15 protein-coding genes are annotated in these 18,047 nt (G+C 45.0%); 6 read left to right on the top strand and 9 right to left on the bottom strand.

Going from position 1 to position 18,047, the window contains the following annotated elements; all coding sequences use genetic code 11:
• The 5 genes from FHS57_RS03225 to FHS57_RS03205 all read right to left on the bottom strand — a co-directional run bounded on the left by FHS57_RS03225 (window position 1) and on the right by FHS57_RS03205 (window position 7,965).
• On the bottom strand, window positions 1–615 hold the full coding sequence (locus tag FHS57_RS03225; protein ID WP_183971432.1) for a hypothetical protein: 615 nt from the start codon (window positions 613–615) through the stop codon (window positions 1–3).
• Window positions 616–679: 64 nt separating this feature from the next.
• The gene (locus FHS57_RS03220) at window positions 680–1,246 is read right to left on the bottom strand and encodes a hypothetical protein (RefSeq protein WP_183971430.1); all 567 of its coding nucleotides are present in this window, start codon (window positions 1,244–1,246) and stop codon (window positions 680–682) included.
• Between the two features lie 111 nt (window positions 1,247–1,357).
• Window positions 1,358–4,735 (bottom strand): UvrD-helicase domain-containing protein, encoded by a 3,378-nt coding sequence (locus FHS57_RS03215; protein WP_183971428.1) that lies wholly within the window; start codon window positions 4,733–4,735, stop codon window positions 1,358–1,360.
• Window positions 4,736–4,884: 149 nt separating this feature from the next.
• Window positions 4,885–6,612 carry a T9SS type A sorting domain-containing protein gene (locus FHS57_RS03210; RefSeq protein WP_183971426.1) on the bottom strand — a complete coding sequence of 576 codons (1,728 nt, stop codon included), beginning with the start codon at window positions 6,610–6,612 and terminating at the stop codon, window positions 4,885–4,887.
• A gap of 93 nt (window positions 6,613–6,705) precedes the next feature.
• The gene (locus tag FHS57_RS03205; RefSeq protein WP_183971424.1) at window positions 6,706–7,965 is read right to left on the bottom strand and encodes a helix-turn-helix domain-containing protein; all 1,260 of its coding nucleotides are present in this window, start codon (window positions 7,963–7,965) and stop codon (window positions 6,706–6,708) included.
• A gap of 77 nt (window positions 7,966–8,042) precedes the next feature.
• On the opposite strand from FHS57_RS03205, the gene FHS57_RS03200 reads away from it, so the two are divergent.
• A complete protein-coding gene (locus FHS57_RS03200) occupies window positions 8,043–9,329 on the top strand; it encodes a hypothetical protein (RefSeq protein WP_183971422.1) in 1,287 nt (428 codons plus the stop codon).
• 140 nt (window positions 9,330–9,469) lie between these two features.
• Window positions 9,470–11,251 carry an ABC transporter ATP-binding protein gene (locus tag FHS57_RS03195; RefSeq protein ID WP_183971421.1) on the top strand — a complete coding sequence of 594 codons (1,782 nt, stop codon included), beginning with the start codon at window positions 9,470–9,472 and terminating at the stop codon, window positions 11,249–11,251.
• A 17-nt stretch (window positions 11,252–11,268) separates the two neighbouring features.
• Here the strand turns inward: FHS57_RS03195 and FHS57_RS03190 are convergent, their stop codons facing one another.
• Window positions 11,269–11,493 carry a VF530 family protein gene (locus FHS57_RS03190; protein ID WP_122929281.1) on the bottom strand — a complete coding sequence of 75 codons (225 nt, stop codon included), beginning with the start codon at window positions 11,491–11,493 and terminating at the stop codon, window positions 11,269–11,271.
• 39 nt (window positions 11,494–11,532) lie between these two features.
• Window positions 11,533–12,630, bottom strand: coding sequence for a DNA replication/repair protein RecF (gene recF, locus FHS57_RS03185; RefSeq protein ID WP_183971419.1), 1,098 nt, complete (start codon window positions 12,628–12,630; stop codon window positions 11,533–11,535).
• A gap of 95 nt (window positions 12,631–12,725) precedes the next feature.
• Between recF and pdhA the strand changes: the two genes are divergently transcribed.
• Window positions 12,726–13,745: a pyruvate dehydrogenase (acetyl-transferring) E1 component subunit alpha gene (gene pdhA, locus FHS57_RS03180; RefSeq protein ID WP_028526261.1), complete on the top strand. Its 1,020-nt coding sequence runs from the start codon at window positions 12,726–12,728 to the stop codon at window positions 13,743–13,745.
• A gap of 85 nt (window positions 13,746–13,830) precedes the next feature.
• The gene (locus tag FHS57_RS03175; RefSeq protein ID WP_183971417.1) at window positions 13,831–14,562 is read left to right on the top strand and encodes an MlaE family ABC transporter permease; all 732 of its coding nucleotides are present in this window, start codon (window positions 13,831–13,833) and stop codon (window positions 14,560–14,562) included.
• Between the two features lie 116 nt (window positions 14,563–14,678).
• Here the strand turns inward: FHS57_RS03175 and ung are convergent, their stop codons facing one another.
• Window positions 14,679–15,344 carry a uracil-DNA glycosylase gene (ung, locus tag FHS57_RS03170; RefSeq protein WP_183971416.1) on the bottom strand — a complete coding sequence of 222 codons (666 nt, stop codon included), beginning with the start codon at window positions 15,342–15,344 and terminating at the stop codon, window positions 14,679–14,681.
• Window positions 15,345–15,428: 84 nt separating this feature from the next.
• On the opposite strand from ung, the gene apaG reads away from it, so the two are divergent.
• Both apaG and FHS57_RS03160 read left to right on the top strand, forming a co-directional pair.
• On the top strand, window positions 15,429–15,815 hold the full coding sequence (gene apaG, locus FHS57_RS03165) for a Co2+/Mg2+ efflux facilitator ApaG/CorD (RefSeq protein WP_028526258.1): 387 nt from the start codon (window positions 15,429–15,431) through the stop codon (window positions 15,813–15,815).
• A 58-nt stretch (window positions 15,816–15,873) separates the two neighbouring features.
• Window positions 15,874–16,653, top strand: coding sequence for an O-methyltransferase (locus tag FHS57_RS03160; RefSeq protein ID WP_229601244.1), 780 nt, complete (start codon window positions 15,874–15,876; stop codon window positions 16,651–16,653).
• Between the two features lie 37 nt (window positions 16,654–16,690).
• Here FHS57_RS03160 and FHS57_RS03155 read toward each other — a convergent pair whose 3' ends face one another.
• On the bottom strand, window positions 16,691–17,971 hold the full coding sequence (locus tag FHS57_RS03155) for an OmpA family protein (protein ID WP_229601243.1): 1,281 nt from the start codon (window positions 17,969–17,971) through the stop codon (window positions 16,691–16,693).
• Window positions 17,972–18,047 lie beyond the last annotated feature (76 nt).

Below are 18,047 nucleotides of genomic sequence, written 5' to 3'. Positions count from 1 at the left end.
TTAACGTACATAAAAAAACACCCATGTATCATTATATCGAGGTGAATCTTTAGGATTATCAGTCAATTTATGATTTAACTCTTTATTGGCAAAATAAGGATAAATATGCCCTTCCAAATAATTGTTATTATTTTTTATACTAATATACTCTGGCTCTAATCGCAAAGCATATAATCCTTTTTTTAACGGAACAACTTTGAATTTAAAACTAAATTTTCCTGAATCAAAATCAAACTCAATAGAAGGAGGAACTCTGGGAAAGAAACCTTTTTCAGCAATAAAATTAAAAGCAAAAGGTCTATCTTGAATCGGTACTATGTCTCGTACCCCAGTATTATTCTCAGCAAATCGGTATAATAAAATTACAAACCCTACACTGCCAGAAAGTGTGCCTTCAAATGTTCTTTTTCTTTCTTTACTAATGTCTGTCACTTCTACGGGGTTGCTGATAGCTGCCGAAAAAGTCAAAGTATCCCCTATGTTCAAAGTATCTTTAAGATTTGAAACCAATACGGGTACATTGACTCGATGCTGATCTTTATCAAAACCAATATCGAAAATACATCCATAGAAGGTCACAGAAAATGCAATAAAAATGACAGGTATTTTTCTCATATTTCGTCTTTAGCGTACATAAAAAAACACCCTTTTATCTCCCTGCAAAGACTCTTTCTGCTTCTCAGTAAGTAAATGTTGATTTAATATTTGCATTAGAAAAATACGGCCACAAATGGCCTGTGAAAGAGTAATTTTTGTCAGATATAGTTACTAAATCTTTTTGTAAATGCATCCCGTATAACCCTTTCCTTTTTACTATCATTCCAAATTTAAAAATGAACTTATCTTTTGAATAATCAAATATAATGGCAGGATAAGGAATGATTTTCAATAACCCTAAATTAGAGAAAAAATCATAAAAATCAGCAGTTTTGTCTGGCTTTATTACTTCATGGTAGTTTCTATCTATTAATGATTCATAAAGTGCTAAAACTATTTCCAAACGTGCGTTATTTGGGAGTGTAGTATTGAATGTTTTCTGTCTGTACTTACTCAAATCTACTACTTCTACCGGATTGTTGATAACCGCTGAAAAAAATAAAGTATCCCCTATGTTCAAGGTATCTTTAAGGTTTGATACTAATACAGGCACATTGATTCGATGTTGGTCTTTATCAAAACCAATATCAAAAAAACATCCATATAGGGTTATTGAAAATGCAATAAAAATGACAGATATCTTTTTCATAGTAACTGGATAAAACCCCTGCCAAGCGACAATACCCTTGGCAGGGGCTAAAGATTATGGTTTTATGTAAATTAGATTTTGAACTCGGTCTGACTATCGTCTGACCTTGACCTAAACTTTTACCACTTCGTTTCGTTCGATATAAACCAGCAACGCTTCGACCTGCTTTTTCCCCATTTCTTTGAACAGATTCACGTACCGTTTTATTTGTCGGCTATGGCTGTCGAGTGGAATCCCCGTTTTGTAATCTAAAATCACCACACGCTCTTCGGGTAAAAACACGACGCGGTCGGGTCGATGAAGGTTGCCATCGGGAGTTAAGATTTCACGCTCGTTGAGTACTGTATTTTCAGCGTCGAACAGCCCTTTCAAATCAGGATGTTTTAAAATATTTTCGAGGCTTTTCTGAATTTCTGCGGATTCGGAGGCATCAATGACGCCGTCGGTTTGCATTTGAGCCAAAGCCATTGGAACATCGCTGGGTGTTTTAACCTTCGATAACGCGTAGTGAACTTTATTTCCGTGGTCTTTTTTTCGTTCAAAAGTCTCTACGTCAAACACCCGATTGGCCAATCGACGAAGGCGTAATTCACGACTTCGGTCAGTGGAAATAACATTGGGAATATAGAATGAATGTCGAGGGTCGAGTGCAGAATGTCGAGTGTGGGAGCTATCTCCTGCTAACACCTGGCTGCTATCTACTAACTGCTGCTCGCTGTCCGCTGACTGCTGGTACTGATACAACCAATAACTAATGCGGCGAGGCGTTTTGATTTTTTCAAAATTTTCCCCTTTGGCCAGTACGTACAACCGCCGCGTAGGGCGAGTAAAAGCCACGTACAACAAATTCAGGTTTTCGACAAATACCCGCTCGCATTCTTCGCGGTACTGCGTTGCGATGGCGTCGGGCGTTTGGTCGAGAGCCGAAGTGACTCGCACCGAACCTGTTTTTAAGAATTTTTCTTCCATGTATTCTATCGCCTCTCCTGCCTCTACCTTTCCAGCTTCCCACGACGATACGCCTAATGCTTCAGCTGGCTCTAAATTCACCCACATGGTATCCCGTTTGGCACTAGGCACAAATTCCCAATCGGCATACGGAATGATAACAATGGGATATTCAAGCCCTTTGGAACGGTGGATGGTCTGGACGGTGATGGCGTTGGGGTCGGAAGGGGCCGAAATCGAAATTTTGTCTTTTTGGGTTTCCCAATATTCCAAAAAGTCGGCCAAGTGACTACCGCGTTGCGTGCTAAATTCGAGCACCACGTCCAAGAAGCGGAACAAATAATCTCGTTCGTCCACCAGTTGAAATAAACGAAACACCTGAATTAGCTTTTCCGAAAGCTCATAAGCGCTCATTTGCAGGAACTTATAAGGCGTTAAGTGCGTGTCGAGGGTCGAAGGCGGAGTCTCAAGTGATTTCTGACCATAAACCGTTTCTTGCAATTTATTCACGTAGTCGTAAAACAAATGCACGTCGGTGGATTCTACAGCCGCCTTGATGAGTCGGTTGTCGTTGGCATCGGGAATCCGCGCCAAAATCAGGCGGAAGTAAAGATACAGTGCTTCGTATTTGTCCAAGCGACTATCGGGTTTTACCAATACTCGCATAAACGCCGTCACCAAGTTGACCGCCGCCGAAAACCGCAACGACAAAGAATCATCCGAAATAATATTGTAGCCGTTTTCTTTTAAGTGGTTGGCAATCTTCTTGGCATCTCGTTTAAAACGGCACAACACCGACACGTCTCCCAACGAAAAGCCCTCTTGCTCCGTCACTTGCCGAATCAACTCCAGCGTTCGGGTAATCATCACGGGGGTATCGTTTTCGTCATCGCCTTCTTTCCCTTCCACAAATTCAATGTTCACTTGGCCTCCTGTTTTGGGGCTAGGCGGAATTTCTTGGGCAACTTGGGCAAACACTTCCTCCGCCAACGGGAATTGGTCGCGGTATAGTTTTTCGACCGTTTCAAAAAAAGCATTGTTAAATTCAATGACTTCGCGGGCGCTTCGGCGGTTGGTACGAAGCACGTCGTCTTTGAGGTGCCAGCGAATATTTTCGAGGCGCTCCACCGTCAGCTCACTGTCGCCCAAAGAGCGATAGAGACGATCCATTTTTTTGGAATGGAGCGCAATGATTTGGTCCATGTCCCCCCCTCGAAAACGATAAATCGCCTGCTTTGAGTCGCCCACAGCCAAATTGAAATGCTCATACCCTAAGCTATTGTCAATCAACGGCAAAAGGTTGGCAAACTGTAATTTGGAAGTATCTTGAAACTCGTCAATGAGTATGTGGTTAAATTTCTCACCCAAGCGTTCGTAAATAAACGGCACGGGGTCTTCGGTGACGATTTTGAGGATTTTTTGGTTAAATTCCGAAATGTGAACGCGGTTATTTTCTCGCAGTTGGCGGTCAAATTCTTCTTTAATTTCGTTCAACAGCGACAAATGGTACAAGTGCGGAATCAGCTGTTGGTACAAGAAATACGGCTTGCTGTTTTCACGGCGAATTTTCTCAATGTGCCCGTAGCAGTCGGCCAATTGGGGTTTCAGTGTTTCAACGGCTTCTACCACAAACGGACGCGCCGACTTTGTCAACCATCCTTTGTCATTTTCAAACGCCTCTTTTTCTCGGCTACCAGGCTCCGACATCGTTTCCGAATCTTCGGTGCGTTTTTTGAAATATTTAAAGACCGTTCCGTACGCAAAATCTTTCTCGTCAAGCCCTTTTTCCAAAATTAGCCGTTGCCCTTCCTCCGCCCATTTAATGATTTGATTCTCCCACATTTTGATGGCTGCCACTAACTGCCGACGGATTTTTTTAAAATCTTTGGCCGTTAGTTCTGAATTTTGAACAATGGCCGCGTAGCGTTGTTCGTTGAGCAAATCGGTGGCAAAACTCGCCAGTGCTTCGGGCAAATTGTGATAGTTTTGACCATCCTGCCCTGCTTCCAAGTAAAAAGATTCCAAAATATCGGTCAATTCTCCGTAGGAATCATCGCCCGTATGTTCGAGCAAACGTTCTACCGCCATCAATAAAAGTTCGCCCGCTTCCATCTCCACTTCAAACGAAAAAGGCATGCCCAGTTCGTCGGTAAATGCACTCACTACCCGTTGGACGAAGCTATCAATCGTCATGACGGCGAAGTCGCTATAATCATGCAAGATTTGCTTAAAAACGCGTTCCGCACGCGTCCTCAGCGACTGCTCTTGCACCTTATAGGCACCTTCTAGGTCATTGAGTGTTTCGGGGTAAAGTTCACGAATAATGTCACCTAACATGGGGTCGTTTCCGCCTTCGGCAAATACCTGTAAACGTCCCAGAATACGTTCCTTCATTTCGCGGGTAGCGGCTTTGGTAAACGTAATGGCAAGAATGTGCTTAAAATAATAAGCGTTATCGTTTTGGAGAACGAGCTTGAGGTATTCTTTGGTGAGGGTGTAGGTTTTGCCCGACCCCGCCGATGAACTAACGATTTTGAACATAAAGCAACAATGAACTTATTTTCGAGGTATGCAAGTTAGTCCATTTATAGGGATACTGAAAAATTATTAAACCAGATAAGACATATAAGAGCATAGAAGTTTTCTTATAATCCCTTATATGTCTTATGTGGTTCCAAAATAAACACCGCTCACCTCAACACGACAACCTTCTGTGAATACGTCTGATTATCAAGATAAATCCGAATCGTATAGGTACCATTGGGTAATAAGCGAGGCAGTGTACTTGATTTTTCACGCGTCGAAATGTTGTTTTCCTGCAAAACCACCCGTCCTAGGGCATCGAGCAGCTCAAAACGCCACGGACTGCCCGTTTGCCCCGTTACTTTCACCACAATGCCTGATTCGGCAGGATTAGGGCTTACCGTTGCTGAAATCCACTCGCTTGGGGTGAGTTCAATCCCCGTAATTGTCGTGCTTGGAGGTATCACAACTACACTCGTTTGACCTACCAATTTATCCGAAAGTTCATTGAGGTAACATTCCAAATTGGTGTAACCTTCCACCCCCGTAAACTTTTTAGAGAGTTGTGTTCCGTTGTGATCTTGTACACTGGGGTTCAAACCATTGGCTGTTTCCCAGTCGTTGGGCATTCCATCGTTATCAGTATCGACAGGTGGCGGTGGGGCGGTATCCAACAGAAATGCGTCGTTGAAATAATCGGTGCCGTTGATGGCTTGGGAAGCAATCGTGTTTGAGGCAATTGATGCCAACAAACGCCGATCCATCGGGTCACGGGGGAACGCTCCCACATTTTTGGTGGCATACATCGGCAAGTCCGTCGCAGTTGTAGGCGTAATCAACGGAAACGAATGGCGCATTGTGAGGCGTTGGGCCGTGCCTAAACTGGTATTGGGGGCGTTTGTATTAAAATCATTGCAGCAGTAAAACAACTGATAATCTGAATATTGCGCATATCTATTCAAACGATTTCCCGAAACAAACAGCCGATTGGACGCGTTGGACAAAAAATCGGCCGAGGCTAATGGGCCGTTGTACGTAGAACGAACCACCGAATAGTTGTTGGTAAAATTGAGGTTCAGTCGAAAATTGGTACAATCGCTCCCACCCGACGTACAGGCATTGTACCACGTCTGAATTTGCTGATCCCAAAAAAGATTTGAGGTGATTTCGATATTCAGCGGTGCCGAACTGCAAAACGGTGACTCACACGACAATTCAGGGAAACGCCCCCCAATCCGATTCCAAACATTGTGGTGAATGCTGATATTGTCTTGCGGGTGGTCGGCACGCGAATAATTGACCAACATTCCCCCCAAATGAAAGTGCTCACCGAGGGTTTCGGACAGCATACTGTTTTGAATGGTAATATTGCGTGAATGCGAAATCTGCACACTTTCGTCAATGGCATTGGCAAACGAACAATGATCCACGATGACGTTTGAAGCGCCGTCGAGTCGCAAGCCATCGTCGAGTACGTACCCTTGGCTGGGCAATGTTTGGGTAGGTTTCGGACGCGAACGCAAGTGACGAATAATCACATTGCGTGAGTTGGTGTTTTGCTCATAGATTTCGTCCAAAATAATGCCCCGAACAATGATTCCTGCTGGGGAAGTTTGCCCCGCAATGGTAACATCCCCTTTGAAGACTTCGGCGGCACACGGAATCACCCCACTCACTTTGAACAAAATATACTTAGCTCCTGCTTGGTTCAAACCGTTTTGCAGCGACCCAGGCCCCGAACAATTGAGATTGGTTACGTAATAAACGTTCCCCCCACGCCCTCCCGTGGCCACCGCTCCAAAGCCCTCCGCCCCTGGAAAAGAAGGAATGGTTTGGGCTAAACTTTGCCATAAAACGCCAACAATAAAGGCAATACTCAACAATAGTTTTTGCATACAACTTTGTGTTCTATTTTGAAAACAAAGCTCGCTTTTTACCATAAAACGCAGACCTACAAACACGACAAAAACTGGTACAATCGCGCCAATCTATGATTTTTGGGCATTTTCTTGAAATTCGGAGGGAGTTTGGCCAAAGTGTTTCTTAAAAATTCGGGAAAAATAGGCTGGGTCAGAAAAACCCAATTCGTAGGCAATTTCGGCAACGTTTTTTGGAGAAGACACCAGCCAGAGCGCTGCTTTTTCTAGTTTGATTTTACGAATAAAATCCGTGGGAGTCATATCCGCTTCTTCCCGCAGTTGGCGCTGAAGCTGGCGTAAGCTGAGGTTAAGGTGTTCGGCAAGGTCAGACGGAGAAAGTTCTTGCTGAAGGTTTTGCAACACAAATCGCTCTGCTTTTCCAACCAGAGTCGCATCGTCCGCAGCTACGTCCGTGGGTGCAATCACTCGATAGACTTTTTCTTCAACGGTTACAACGGTCGGGAAACGGCGCTTCCATTGCCAAATTCCGAAAGCGATTACAATCAAAATGATGCCTAAACCTACTCCTATACCCTTGGTGAATGTACGTCGAAAACCCGTCCACCAAGTTGCTTCCCCCACCAATGCCGCCGCTTGCCAAGTAGTCGGAAAGCCAAAATCTTTGCCGCCACTGATGCTTTCGTAGTCATAAAAAGGAATAGACGCTTCTTCGTCCAAGGGGCGAATATCGAGGTAATGGTCGGCGTCGTTGAGGCAAATATCGACCTTAAAGCGTTTTTGCATCTGCGGGCGAACTCCCAACGCAGCCCAAGCCACCCGAAACTCAATAAGATACCCCTCGTCTTGGTCGGTTTCATCATTGACAGTTCCCTTACGAGCCACCTGATAATCCATCACAAAATGCGACGTCATAGTGTCTTTCGGCACTTTCGATTCGTTTACTTTTATCAAAAACTTATCTCCTCCTCTAAACACAGTTAGGTTTCCCATGGCATCTATAATCAACTGATAATCATCGTCCTCCATTAACGCTTTGCTATTATTTTGGGTATCGATGTAGAACTCCATCCCATCGTTAAACGTAATACGAGGGCTACCGCTTTTATCGTTGGCAAGATTGGTTAAATGGGCATCTTTTACCTCAAAAATGCCGTACAAAAACAGTTCATCAAAACCCAACGCATACCGCATTTCGTTAGTCGATTTTGCCAAACGGCTTTGGGGGCGATACCTCCGAAAAAACTCCTGAGGCCATTCGTTGGATTGGCCGTCGATGGTTGGGAGTTCGTCAAGGTAGTGAATAGGTAGTTGAGCGCAAGCCCAATGCCCAAGAAGCACGAATACCAGCTGTAACGCGAGTTTTTTCATAGAATTGAGCACAAGTTAGCTATTTTTTGTTTTTTTGTAAATAGCCCTAAAATAACAAACCTCTTTCCTTTTGTTACATGATAACATCACCCTCCGATTGGCCACTTTGGCGCAAAGTCATTTTTCGTTTCACAGCCATTTACCTTGGTTTTTACTGCATCAATTTCTTTGGTTTTGCGCAGCTGCCTTTAATAAACACGGTGTACGGCATTTATACCGCCGCTGAAAAAGCAGTGATAGAATGGCTCAACCAGTACTTGTTTCATATCAAGGACGTATTAGTGCCCGTGGCGGGTAGCGGCGACACCTCGTTTGGCTACGCAGCATTATGCTTTCATAGCCTCATGGCCCTCGTCGGAACGGCACTTTGGTCGCTGCTCGACCGCAAAAGGCCAAGCTACGAAACTGCCTACTATTGGCTTATTGTAGGGCTTCGGTATTACGTCAGCATGGTTTCGTTCGTGTACGGGATTATCAAAGTGTATGCTCAACAAATGCCTTTTCCCAATTTGAGCCAATTCGCCACTCCCATTGGCGATTTGTCACCAATGCGGCTTGCTTGGTTTTTTATTGGGTATTCGCAGCCCTACGAGGTATTTTCGGGAGTGATGGAATGCGTAGCGGGGGCTTTGCTCATTTTCCGACGCACAAGTACCTTGGGTGCGTTGGTGGCTGCGGGCGTTTTTCTAAACGTGGCAATGATGAATTTGGCTTACAACATCCCTGTAAAGCTGTTTTCGATGCACTTGTTTGTGTTTAGTTGTATTTTACTCCTGACAGATGCCCAGCGTCTTCTTCGCTTCTTTGTTCTCAATCAGCCTACCGAACCACTGCCTCCTGCGTACGCATTTTCCGAAAAATGGATGCAAACGACCCGTATTTTGTTGAAAGTTGTTTTCATCGGTTTATTTATCGTTTTTCCTTTTTACTCTTCCTACCAATCAAGCCTTCATCCTTTCAACGACGCCCCTCCCAAAGAAGTCTTGACGACGGGTATTTTCGACGTAGCTTCGTTTGAAACCTCAGGGCGAATGGCAACCGATAGCCTCCGCTGGAAGGACGTGATTTTTGAGAAAAACAACAGCGGAAGCATTCAGACCACCGACACGCTGTTCAGAATTCGTTACGGACGGGCGTATTTTGGTTATAAATTAGACTCTTTGCACCAAACCATTTCCTTTAAAAAACGCTCCAGCGATAGTGCTAATTTGTTTATTCTCCAATGCACTTTACCCGACACCAACACCGTAATCCTCAAAGGAAAAGTGCAAAATGACTCGTTGAAAGTGGTATTAAAGAGAAAAAACAAAACATTCCCTTTGGCTAAAAAACCATTTGATTGGATGTTGGAGACGGTACCTTGAGGAATTCTATTTTACAGGCTGTGTGAAAACTACAGATGACATTGGTTTTGTAAGGGAATCAACGTTTATCGCAAACGTTTTCCGTAAAAATAATGTTAGACCATCATACCAAACAGCAAACGTAACCAATTCGCGCGCCTTTGAAAGCACTTGCCCACCTCAACAAATACCTCGTCAAATACAAGTGGTACCTTATCCTTGGAACACTTTTTACCATTATTTCCAACCTTTTTGGCATCATTCCCGCCCAATTGGTTCGCTATGCCCTCGACTTGGTAAAAGATACCCTCGACGTTTATTTTTTGTTTGAAGGCTCCAAAATTCAGTCCAGTTTTTACGACATTTTTGCCTTCAGTATCTTATTGTACGGGATGTTGATTTTGGCCATGGCGCTGCTGAAAGGGGTTTTCTTGTTTATGGTGCGGCAAACGCTCATTGTGATGTCGCGGCACATCGAATTTGACCTCAAGAACGAGATTTATGCCCACTACCAAACCCTGCCGCTGAGTTTTTATCGACGCCACAACACGGGCGACCTCATGGCGCGGATTTCGGAAGATGTCAGCAAGGTGCGGATGTACGTAGGGCCGTCAATTATGTACGGCATCAACCTCATTACACTGTTTATTTTGGTGATTAGCTACATGGTTTCGGTCAACGCCAAACTGACTTTTTACGTTTTGCTGCCGTTGCCTGTCTTGTCGTTGAGTATTTATTACGTCAACAACATCATCATGAAACGCTCGGAGGCATTGCAGGCGCAGCTTTCATCGGTTTCGACGTTTGTGCAAGAATCGTTTTCAGGCATTCGGGTGGTCAAAGCCTTCGTTCGGGAGCGGGAACAACTTCGCCATTTTATCAATCAAAGCAACGATTACCGCAACAAATCGCTTGGATTGACCCTCGTCGATTCGCTGTTTTATCCCTTTATTGTGGTCTTGGTAGGCTTGAGTAACATTCTCGTCGTGTATATTGGTGGGCAGGAAATCATGGCAGGACGGCTCACCCCTGGCAACATCACTGAGTTTATTTTGTACGTAAGTATGCTAACATGGCCCGTGATGGCCCTTGGTTGGACAACCAGCCAAACCCAACGAGCGGCGGCGTCGCAGGTACGTATCAATGAGTTTTTGACCACTAAAACCGACATTGTTTCGGAGAAAAATACAGTACGCGACATTCAAGGCGCCATCCGTTTTGACAATGTTTCGTTTGTTTATCCCGACACGGGCATCAAAGCCATCAAGCATTTTAATCTAAGCGTAAAAGCAGGGGAAACGGTCGCTATTTTGGGAACAACAGGTTCGGGAAAAAGTACCGTAGCCAGCCTTCTCACGCGTTTGTACGACCCTACCGAAGGGCAGATTTTGGTGGATGGTGTTCCGCTCAAAGAGTATAACCTTCAATCGCTCCGAAGCCAAACAGGCTACGTGCCTCAAGACGTGTTTTTGTTTTCAGATTCTATTGCTCAAAACGTAGCGTTTGGAACAACAGGCTTGCCGTTTTCTAAAATTGAACAAGCAGCCAAAGACGCTGATTTGTACACCAATATCATTGATTTCCCCGAAGGATTTGACACCAAAGTAGGCGAACGCGGCATCACGCTGTCGGGTGGCCAAAAACAGCGGCTTTCGATTGCGCGCGCCATTGCCCGCGACCCTAAAATTTTGATTTTGGACGATTGCCTTTCTGCCGTAGATACGCAAACCGAAAACACGATTTTGAGCAACCTCCAACGTATCATGCAAGACCGCACCTCGGTGATTATTTCTCACCGTGTGTCGTCGGCCAAACTCGCCGATTTCATCGTGGTTTTAAACGACGGAGAAATCATCGAACAAGGTACGCACACCGAGCTTCTCGAACGAAACGGCTCTTACAAAGAACTATACGACAAGCAGTTGCAAGGCGAAGAGGTGTAAAACACGCCAAACCTTGCTTACTTTTCGTCCAAACTCATCAAATAGAGCGTTTCTACTTTTTGCCTCGCCCACGGAGTTTTACGAAGGAATGCTAGGCTTGATTTGATACTGGGGTCAAATTGAAAACAGCGGATGTTGACGTATTCGGCCATGGTTTCCCATCCATAATGTGCCACCAAATGATGTAACATCATTTCGAGGGTAATGCCGTGTAACGGATTATTGGCTTGCGGATTATTCATACAATTTTAAGGTTATTTTTTCTTCAAAATTTCAATCAATTAGGTCGTTCCTGATACAAAATAACGTACTTCTGCCACCGTATCTTTCAACAACGCTCGCGTTCGTTCGGGACGGGCATCAGTCAAAAATACTTGACCAAAAGTATCATTTTCAACCAATTGTATCAGTTTTTGGATACGTCGGTCGTCGAGTTTATCAAAGATATCATCGAGCAACAACAACGGCTTCATTTCTTTTTCAATGGCAATAAGGTCAAATTGAGCCAATTTCAAGGCCAACACAAACGACTTTTGCTGTCCTTGCGAACCAAATTTCCGTAGCGCTACCCCGTCCATTTCAAACCCAAAATCATCTTTATGGATGCCCATGAGTGTCCGTTGGGCATTCAAATCGCGCGACCTATGCGCCCGAAAATGATCACGAAAATCGAGGCTTTCAACTTCTGATTCGTACTTAATCGTTACGGACTCTCGCCCCTCTCCCAAAAACGAATAATAGTGCTGCACCAAAGGCTCAAAACCTTCCAAAAAGCGCTGACGACGTTCAAAAATTCGGTTAGCGAGCGCAACAAGTGGCTCGTCGTACGTATCTAGCAAATCATCGTCCACGTAGCGGCGGTCGTAAAATAGCTTCAAAACGCCGTTGCGTTGCGCCAATAATTTATTGTATTGAAGCAAATTTTGGAGATAGTGTTGATCAAGCTGCGACAATACCCCGTCAAAAAAACGGCGTCGTTCTTCGCTCCCGTCGCGGACTAAATCAGTATCATTGGGCGCTACCAACACCACAGGATACAGCCCAATGTGGTCGCTGATACGCTCATACGGCTTTTTGTCGGACAAAATTACTTTTCGTTGTCCGCGCTGCAAACTGCACGTAATTTGGACAGTTTTATGATCTTTCCAGAATACCCCATCCACCATCATAAAATCAGCTTCGTGCTGAATGCTAAAAGCATCTTGCACCTGAAACGCGCTTTTGGTCAGCCCCAACCAATAAATAGCGTCGAGCAAATTGGTTTTGCCACTACCGTTTTCCCCCACGATACAGTTGAGGGAACGACTAAACTCAAAACGTCCCTCTTCGTAGTTTTTAAATCCCATAAGTTGGAGTTTTTCTAGGTATAGCTGTGGCATTGAATGGTTTTATGCTTAATTTCGCGTGGCAAAGATAGAACAGTCAACAGTTCACCGTTCATTGTTTGACCAGAAAACCTTATTTATTGTAAAAAATGGCAACCAAAACCAAAGCAACCCCAGCTAAAATAACCCATCCCAAAGAGAGATACATGTATTGGTATGAGTCGATGTTGCTTCAACGTAAGTTTGAAGAAAAAGCAGGACAACTCTATGGGCAACAAAAAATACGTGGTTTTTGTCACCTTTATATTGGTCAGGAAGCCTGCTCTTCAGGAAGTGTCAGTGCCCTTACCAAAGACGACAAGTGGATTACAGCTTACCGCGACCACGGCTTCCCATTGGCGCTAGGTACAGAACCTAAAGCCATTATGGCCGAGTTGTACGGAAAAGCAACGGGTACGACCAAAGGAAAAGGCGGCTCCATGCACATTTTTGACAAAGAGCATAATTTCATTGGCGGCCATGGTATCGTAGGAGCGCAAATTCCACTAGGTGCTGGTATTGCTTTTGCGGAAAAATACAACAAGACATCAAACCTTTGTATGTGCTTTTTTGGTGACGGAGCCGTTCGCCAAGGTGCACTACACGAAGCGTTTAACATGGCAATGACGTGGAAACTCCCCGTGATTTTCGTCGTTGAAAACAACGGATACGCCATGGGTACGTCAGTCAATCGTACTTCTAACGTGACCGATTTATATACCATTGGCGAAGGTTACGATATGCCATCAGAGCCCGTGGACGGCATGGATGTAGAAGCCGTACACGACGCCGTTAGCCGTGCTGCTGAGCGCGCTCGCCGTGGCGATGGCCCTACTTTCCTCGAATTCAAAACGTACCGTTACCGTGGTCACTCTATGTCTGACCCTCAAAAATACCGTACTAAAGAGGAAGTAGAAGAGTACAAAAAGCGTGACCCAATCGAAATGACGAAAGACCGCATTTTGACAAATGGCATCGCGACTGAAGAAGATCTTGCGGCGATTGATGCCAAAATCAAACAAATTGTGGAAGAATCTGTAAAATTCGCGGAAGAGTCTCCGTGGCCAGATCCATCTGAAATCTTTACGGATATGTACGTAGAACCTGATTATCCGTTTATTGTTGATTAGCCAATGGTCGATAGTCCACAGTCGATAGTCCATAGTAATTTTACCATCGACCATCGACTGTGGACTATCGACTGTCTCAAAAACCATGAAAACGTTAGGAAGGTATTTTATTTTTTTAGGGTCTTTGCTACGAAACCGTGAGAAGTTTCGGGTCTATGTAAAGTTAGTACTCGACGAATGTATTGAGATTGGTATCAATTCCGTCTTTATCGTGGCAATCGTGGCGACCTTTTTGGGGGCAGTAACTTGCGTCCAAACGGCCGACAACTTAGTAAGCCCTTTCGTTCCCAATTACATCATTTCGCTCATTGTGCGCGACAGTAGTATTTTGGAATTTGCCCCCACTATTACGTGTATCGTACTTTCAGGAAAAGTAGGCTCTCACATTGCAGGTGGGCTGGGTACCATGCGTATTACGGAGCAAATCGACGCCCTTGAAGTAATGGGAATCAACTCCATTTCGTACTTGGTTCTCCCCAAAATCGTAGCGGCCATCGTCATGTTCCCCATGTTGGTCATCCTTTCGGGTTTTCTTTCAATCTTTGGAGGATACGTTGCAGGCGTAGCAACGGGCGTCATTACCCCTGAAGACTATATTCGCGGTTTACGTTTCGATTTCCGTACGTTCAACATTCCTTTTGCCCTCATCAAATCGGTCTTTTTTGCCTTCTTGATTACGTCTATCTCTTCTTTCAAAGGCTTTTTTACCCAAGGCGGAGCGCTCGAAGTAGGTCAAGCTTCTACCGCAGCCGTAACCAACAGCTGTATTGCCGTTTTGATTGCCGATTATTTGCTCGCACAACTTTTGCTTTTGTAAAAAACGTATCGTCGGGTTGCATCTGTGAGTCAGGTTGCTCACAACCTGACCTTATCCCGTTTTTGAATCGGGTTGTGAGCAACCCGACTCACAAGGGCTCACAACCTAACCTCTTTCTACCAACTAATTTCTCCCAGCCCGCGCCCGCGAAGGTAATTATTGGCTTGGCTAAAGTGTTTGGTTCCGAACCAACCGCCGCTGTTGGCCGACATCGGCGAAGGGTGTTTAGCCTTCAACACAAAATGGCGTTTGGGGTCAATTATCTTTCCTTTATCTTGCGCATATCGCCCCCAAAGCATAAACACCACCCCTTCTTTTTTGTCGTTGATACACTTGATGACGGCATCCGTAAAAAGCTCCCAGCCACGCCCTTGGTGCGAGCCTGGGCTTGCTTCTCGTACAGTCAGCGTCGAATTGAGCAGCAATACACCTTGCTCAGCCCAACGTTCCAAATTACCCGATACTGGAAACGGCTGCCCGAGGTCTTCCTGAATTTCTTTGAAAATATTGATGAGCGATGGTGGTTTGGAAACACCGTCATTAACCGAAAAACACAAGCCATTGGCTTGTCCGCGCCCGTGGTAAGGGTCTTGCCCCAAAATCACCACTTTTGTTTGGTCAAACGGACATTTATCAAAAGCATTAAACATCAGTTTTCCAGGCGGATACACTTGTTGGGTTTTGTATTCCTCCCGTACAAATGCCACCAAATCAGCAAAATACGGCTGTGCAAACTCCGATTGCAAATAAGCTTTCCACGAAGCGTCGATTTTAACGTCCATTTTTCTAATTTTTGCGTCAACTATTGGTTTTTCAACTACAACGACCTAATTTTGGTTACAAAGTTAGGAAAGTATCAAACAACCATGACATCAGCGATAACAGAAGGTGTGAGAGTTAGCGTTATGACGCAGTATCAGCCCGAGTATTCGAGCCCGGCGCAAGCTCATTTTGTGTTTACGTATCGCATTACCATCGAAAACCACAGCGAGCATACCGTTCAGCTTCTACGCAGGCATTGGCATATTTTTGATTCCAATGGCACCATTCGGGAAGTAGAAGGGGAAGGCGTAGTGGGTCAACAACCCACGCTCGAACCTGGCGAAATTCACGAATACGTATCGGGCTGTAATCTTCGTACCAGCATTGGCAAAATGGTAGGCACTTATCTCATGGAGCGCCTCGTGGATGGAAAGCAGTTTAACGTTGCCATTCCCGAATTTACCATGATTGCGCCCTATCGTTTGAATTAAAGACAACTTCTTACCTAATCACCCTATTTTGCAATTACGTTCGCTTTTCAACTACTTTTTGAAAGCTCAAGACGAGCACGGACTTCACTCTCCGTTTGTATTTGATTTGTACCTAAATACAATAAAAAAAGACCCTCAACTCCCTTCTTTTGAGGTTATTGAAGCTATTCGCCAAACGATGCTTCACAGCCAAGAAACCCTCCAAATCACGGACTACGGCGCAGGTTCTCGGGTCAATGCTTCTTCTACTCGACAAGTAAAAGACATTGCCCAGCATTCCAAAAAATCGGCGCGGTTGGCGCGGCTGTTCTATCGCCTCATTCAGCGTTTTGAGTATCATTCTATTTTTGATTTAGGCACCTCGCTTGGGCTGACAACACTCTACATGGCGCAAGCCAATCCCTCGGCCCACATCACTACCTTTGAAGGCTGCCCCGAAACGGCGAGCGTTGCCCAGCAAAATTTTAAGTCGTGGGCCAATCGTGCATTGTCTCCACAGCAATCGTTACCCATTCAGACGGTGGTAGGAAATTTGGACGAGACACTTCCCAAAGCCGTTGAAGACACCCAACGCCTTGATTTTGTTTTTTTTGACGCCAATCATCGCTACGAACCTACAGTAAGGTACTTTGAAACGTGTTTGACCAAAGCGCACAACGATAGTCTCTTCGTTTTTGACGACATTCACTGGTCGCCTGAAATGGAACAAGCGTGGGAATACATCAAAGTCCACCCATCCGTTTCAGCCACCATCGACTTAGCCGCCGTGGGTTTAGTTTTTTTTCGGCAGCAGCAACGCAAACAGCATTTTGTGCTTCGTTGGCCGTTTTGGAAGTAAAAACAAATGGGCAAAAGGCAAGTTGGCAAAGGGTAATCTAAAGCGCAACAAACTCTACTCGGCGGTTTCTTTTGCGGTTTTCTTCAGAAGTATTGGGAGCAAGAGGGTCAAGAGGGCCTCGACCTCTACTTTCGAGGCGGTCGGCACTGATGCCCTTTGTTTTTAAATATTCGACCACTGCTTGGCAACGCTCCCGCGAAAGTTTGACGTTCAAGTCAAAATCTCCCGCATTATCGGTATGCCCACGGATTTCGATTCGTGCCGTTGGATTTTTTTGTAAAATCGCCACCAACTCATCCAACTGTGGCGCCGACTCTGGGCGTAGCACGGGGCTACTTTGGTCAAAATAAATATTATTTAGCGTAATTACCTTCCCCTTGACCAACTCGCTAAAAGGCGATGGTGCAGGAGCTTTCGGTGGTTCTTTAGAAAATACCGACGTTCTAGGCGGTTCGTTGGTCGCAGCAGTAGCCTTGGGAGCAGCAGGGGGCGGCGTGGTCGCTACCACAGGAGGCGGCGTAGGGGTTGGCGCGGGTGGTGCAGGAGCAGCGGGAGCCGCCGTTTTATCTAATCGGTACGTTAGTTCGTACGACTTACCAGTCAGCGCCGTTTCTATCGTTATTTGTTTGGTATCAGGGGTGAATCCTTTGGCCGAAGCCTCCACTTCTAATTGCTCTTCAGCATCGTAGGTCAGTTCAGTAAAACCATCTTTTAAGGCCATAAACTCAACGTCATTATTACTTTTGGTACGTACATTGAGAATACTGCCGATAATGGGTCGATCCGTTGCTTTGTCTAACACCCTAATTTTTAGTACCGATGGTTTTATTTTTTGAAGCTCAAACCCCAACACTCGGTCGTGCTTGATGTCGTTGATATTGGCCGACGCCTCGGTATATCCTTTGGCCGTCACGTAGATACTAACGACGGTATTGGGCAAGACATTGATGGAAAAATTTTTATCAGCGCTGTTAAATTTGGGCTCAAACTCCTGGCCTGTTTTTGAATCTTTGGTTCTCAATTTAACCCGTGTAAGCAGCGCATTTGTTTCCACGTCTCGAATCGCGAAGGTAACTTTGATCAATCCCGACTGTTTTTCTGAATCAACAATCTGGGCGTCTTTAACCTTTAACTCCCCTTTGCTATTGTCCAACGTCGATTTTACGACCGTTTCTTTGGTCTTCTTAGGCTTAACCGTATCAGCAATGGACACTGCCATAAGGGTTTCCTCTTTTTTGGTAAAATAACGGGCTGGGAGAGCAAATGAGCCCCATGCTTCTCCTACACACACCCCCACTAAAAGCAACATCGTCTTCATACAGGCCAAATATCGGGCTTATTTTTTGTTCATCAAACAGTTTTTTAGCACGGTTTTAGTAGCAAATTACCGTCTA

It is taken from the genome of Runella defluvii (assembly GCF_014195535.1).
Classification (GTDB): Bacteria; Bacteroidota; Bacteroidia; order Cytophagales; family Spirosomataceae; genus Runella; species Runella defluvii.
Note: the sequence above shows the minus strand (reverse complement) of the source record. Positions and strands in the feature narration are given on the sequence as shown.

What these genes read in the sequence shown, in the direction of transcription:
- ung (WP_183971416.1), bottom strand. Translation starts at nt 15,344, where the DNA reads ATGGACGTTAAAATCGACGCTTCGTGGAAAGCTTATTTGCAATCGGAG.
- FHS57_RS03220 (WP_183971430.1), bottom strand. Translation starts at nt 1,246, where the DNA reads ATGAAAAAGATATCTGTCATTTTTATTGCATTTTCAATAACCCTATAT.
- FHS57_RS03190 (WP_122929281.1), bottom strand. Translation starts at nt 11,493, where the DNA reads ATGAATAATCCGCAAGCCAATAATCCGTTACACGGCATTACCCTCGAA.
- FHS57_RS03225 (WP_183971432.1), bottom strand. Translation starts at nt 615, where the DNA reads ATGAGAAAAATACCTGTCATTTTTATTGCATTTTCTGTGACCTTCTAT.
- FHS57_RS03215 (WP_183971428.1), bottom strand. Translation starts at nt 4,735, where the DNA reads ATGTTCAAAATCGTTAGTTCATCGGCGGGGTCGGGCAAAACCTACACC.
- FHS57_RS03205 (WP_183971424.1), bottom strand. Translation starts at nt 7,965, where the DNA reads ATGAAAAAACTCGCGTTACAGCTGGTATTCGTGCTTCTTGGGCATTGG.
- recF (WP_183971419.1), bottom strand. Translation starts at nt 12,630, where the DNA reads ATGCCACAGCTATACCTAGAAAAACTCCAACTTATGGGATTTAAAAAC.
- pdhA (WP_028526261.1), top strand. Translation starts at nt 12,726, where the DNA reads ATGGCAACCAAAACCAAAGCAACCCCAGCTAAAATAACCCATCCCAAA.
- FHS57_RS03210 (WP_183971426.1), bottom strand. Translation starts at nt 6,612, where the DNA reads ATGCAAAAACTATTGTTGAGTATTGCCTTTATTGTTGGCGTTTTATGG.
- FHS57_RS03175 (WP_183971417.1), top strand. Translation starts at nt 13,831, where the DNA reads ATGAAAACGTTAGGAAGGTATTTTATTTTTTTAGGGTCTTTGCTACGA.
- apaG (WP_028526258.1), top strand. Translation starts at nt 15,429, where the DNA reads ATGACATCAGCGATAACAGAAGGTGTGAGAGTTAGCGTTATGACGCAG.
- FHS57_RS03200 (WP_183971422.1), top strand. Translation starts at nt 8,043, where the DNA reads ATGATAACATCACCCTCCGATTGGCCACTTTGGCGCAAAGTCATTTTT.
- FHS57_RS03155 (WP_229601243.1), bottom strand. Translation starts at nt 17,971, where the DNA reads ATGAAGACGATGTTGCTTTTAGTGGGGGTGTGTGTAGGAGAAGCATGG.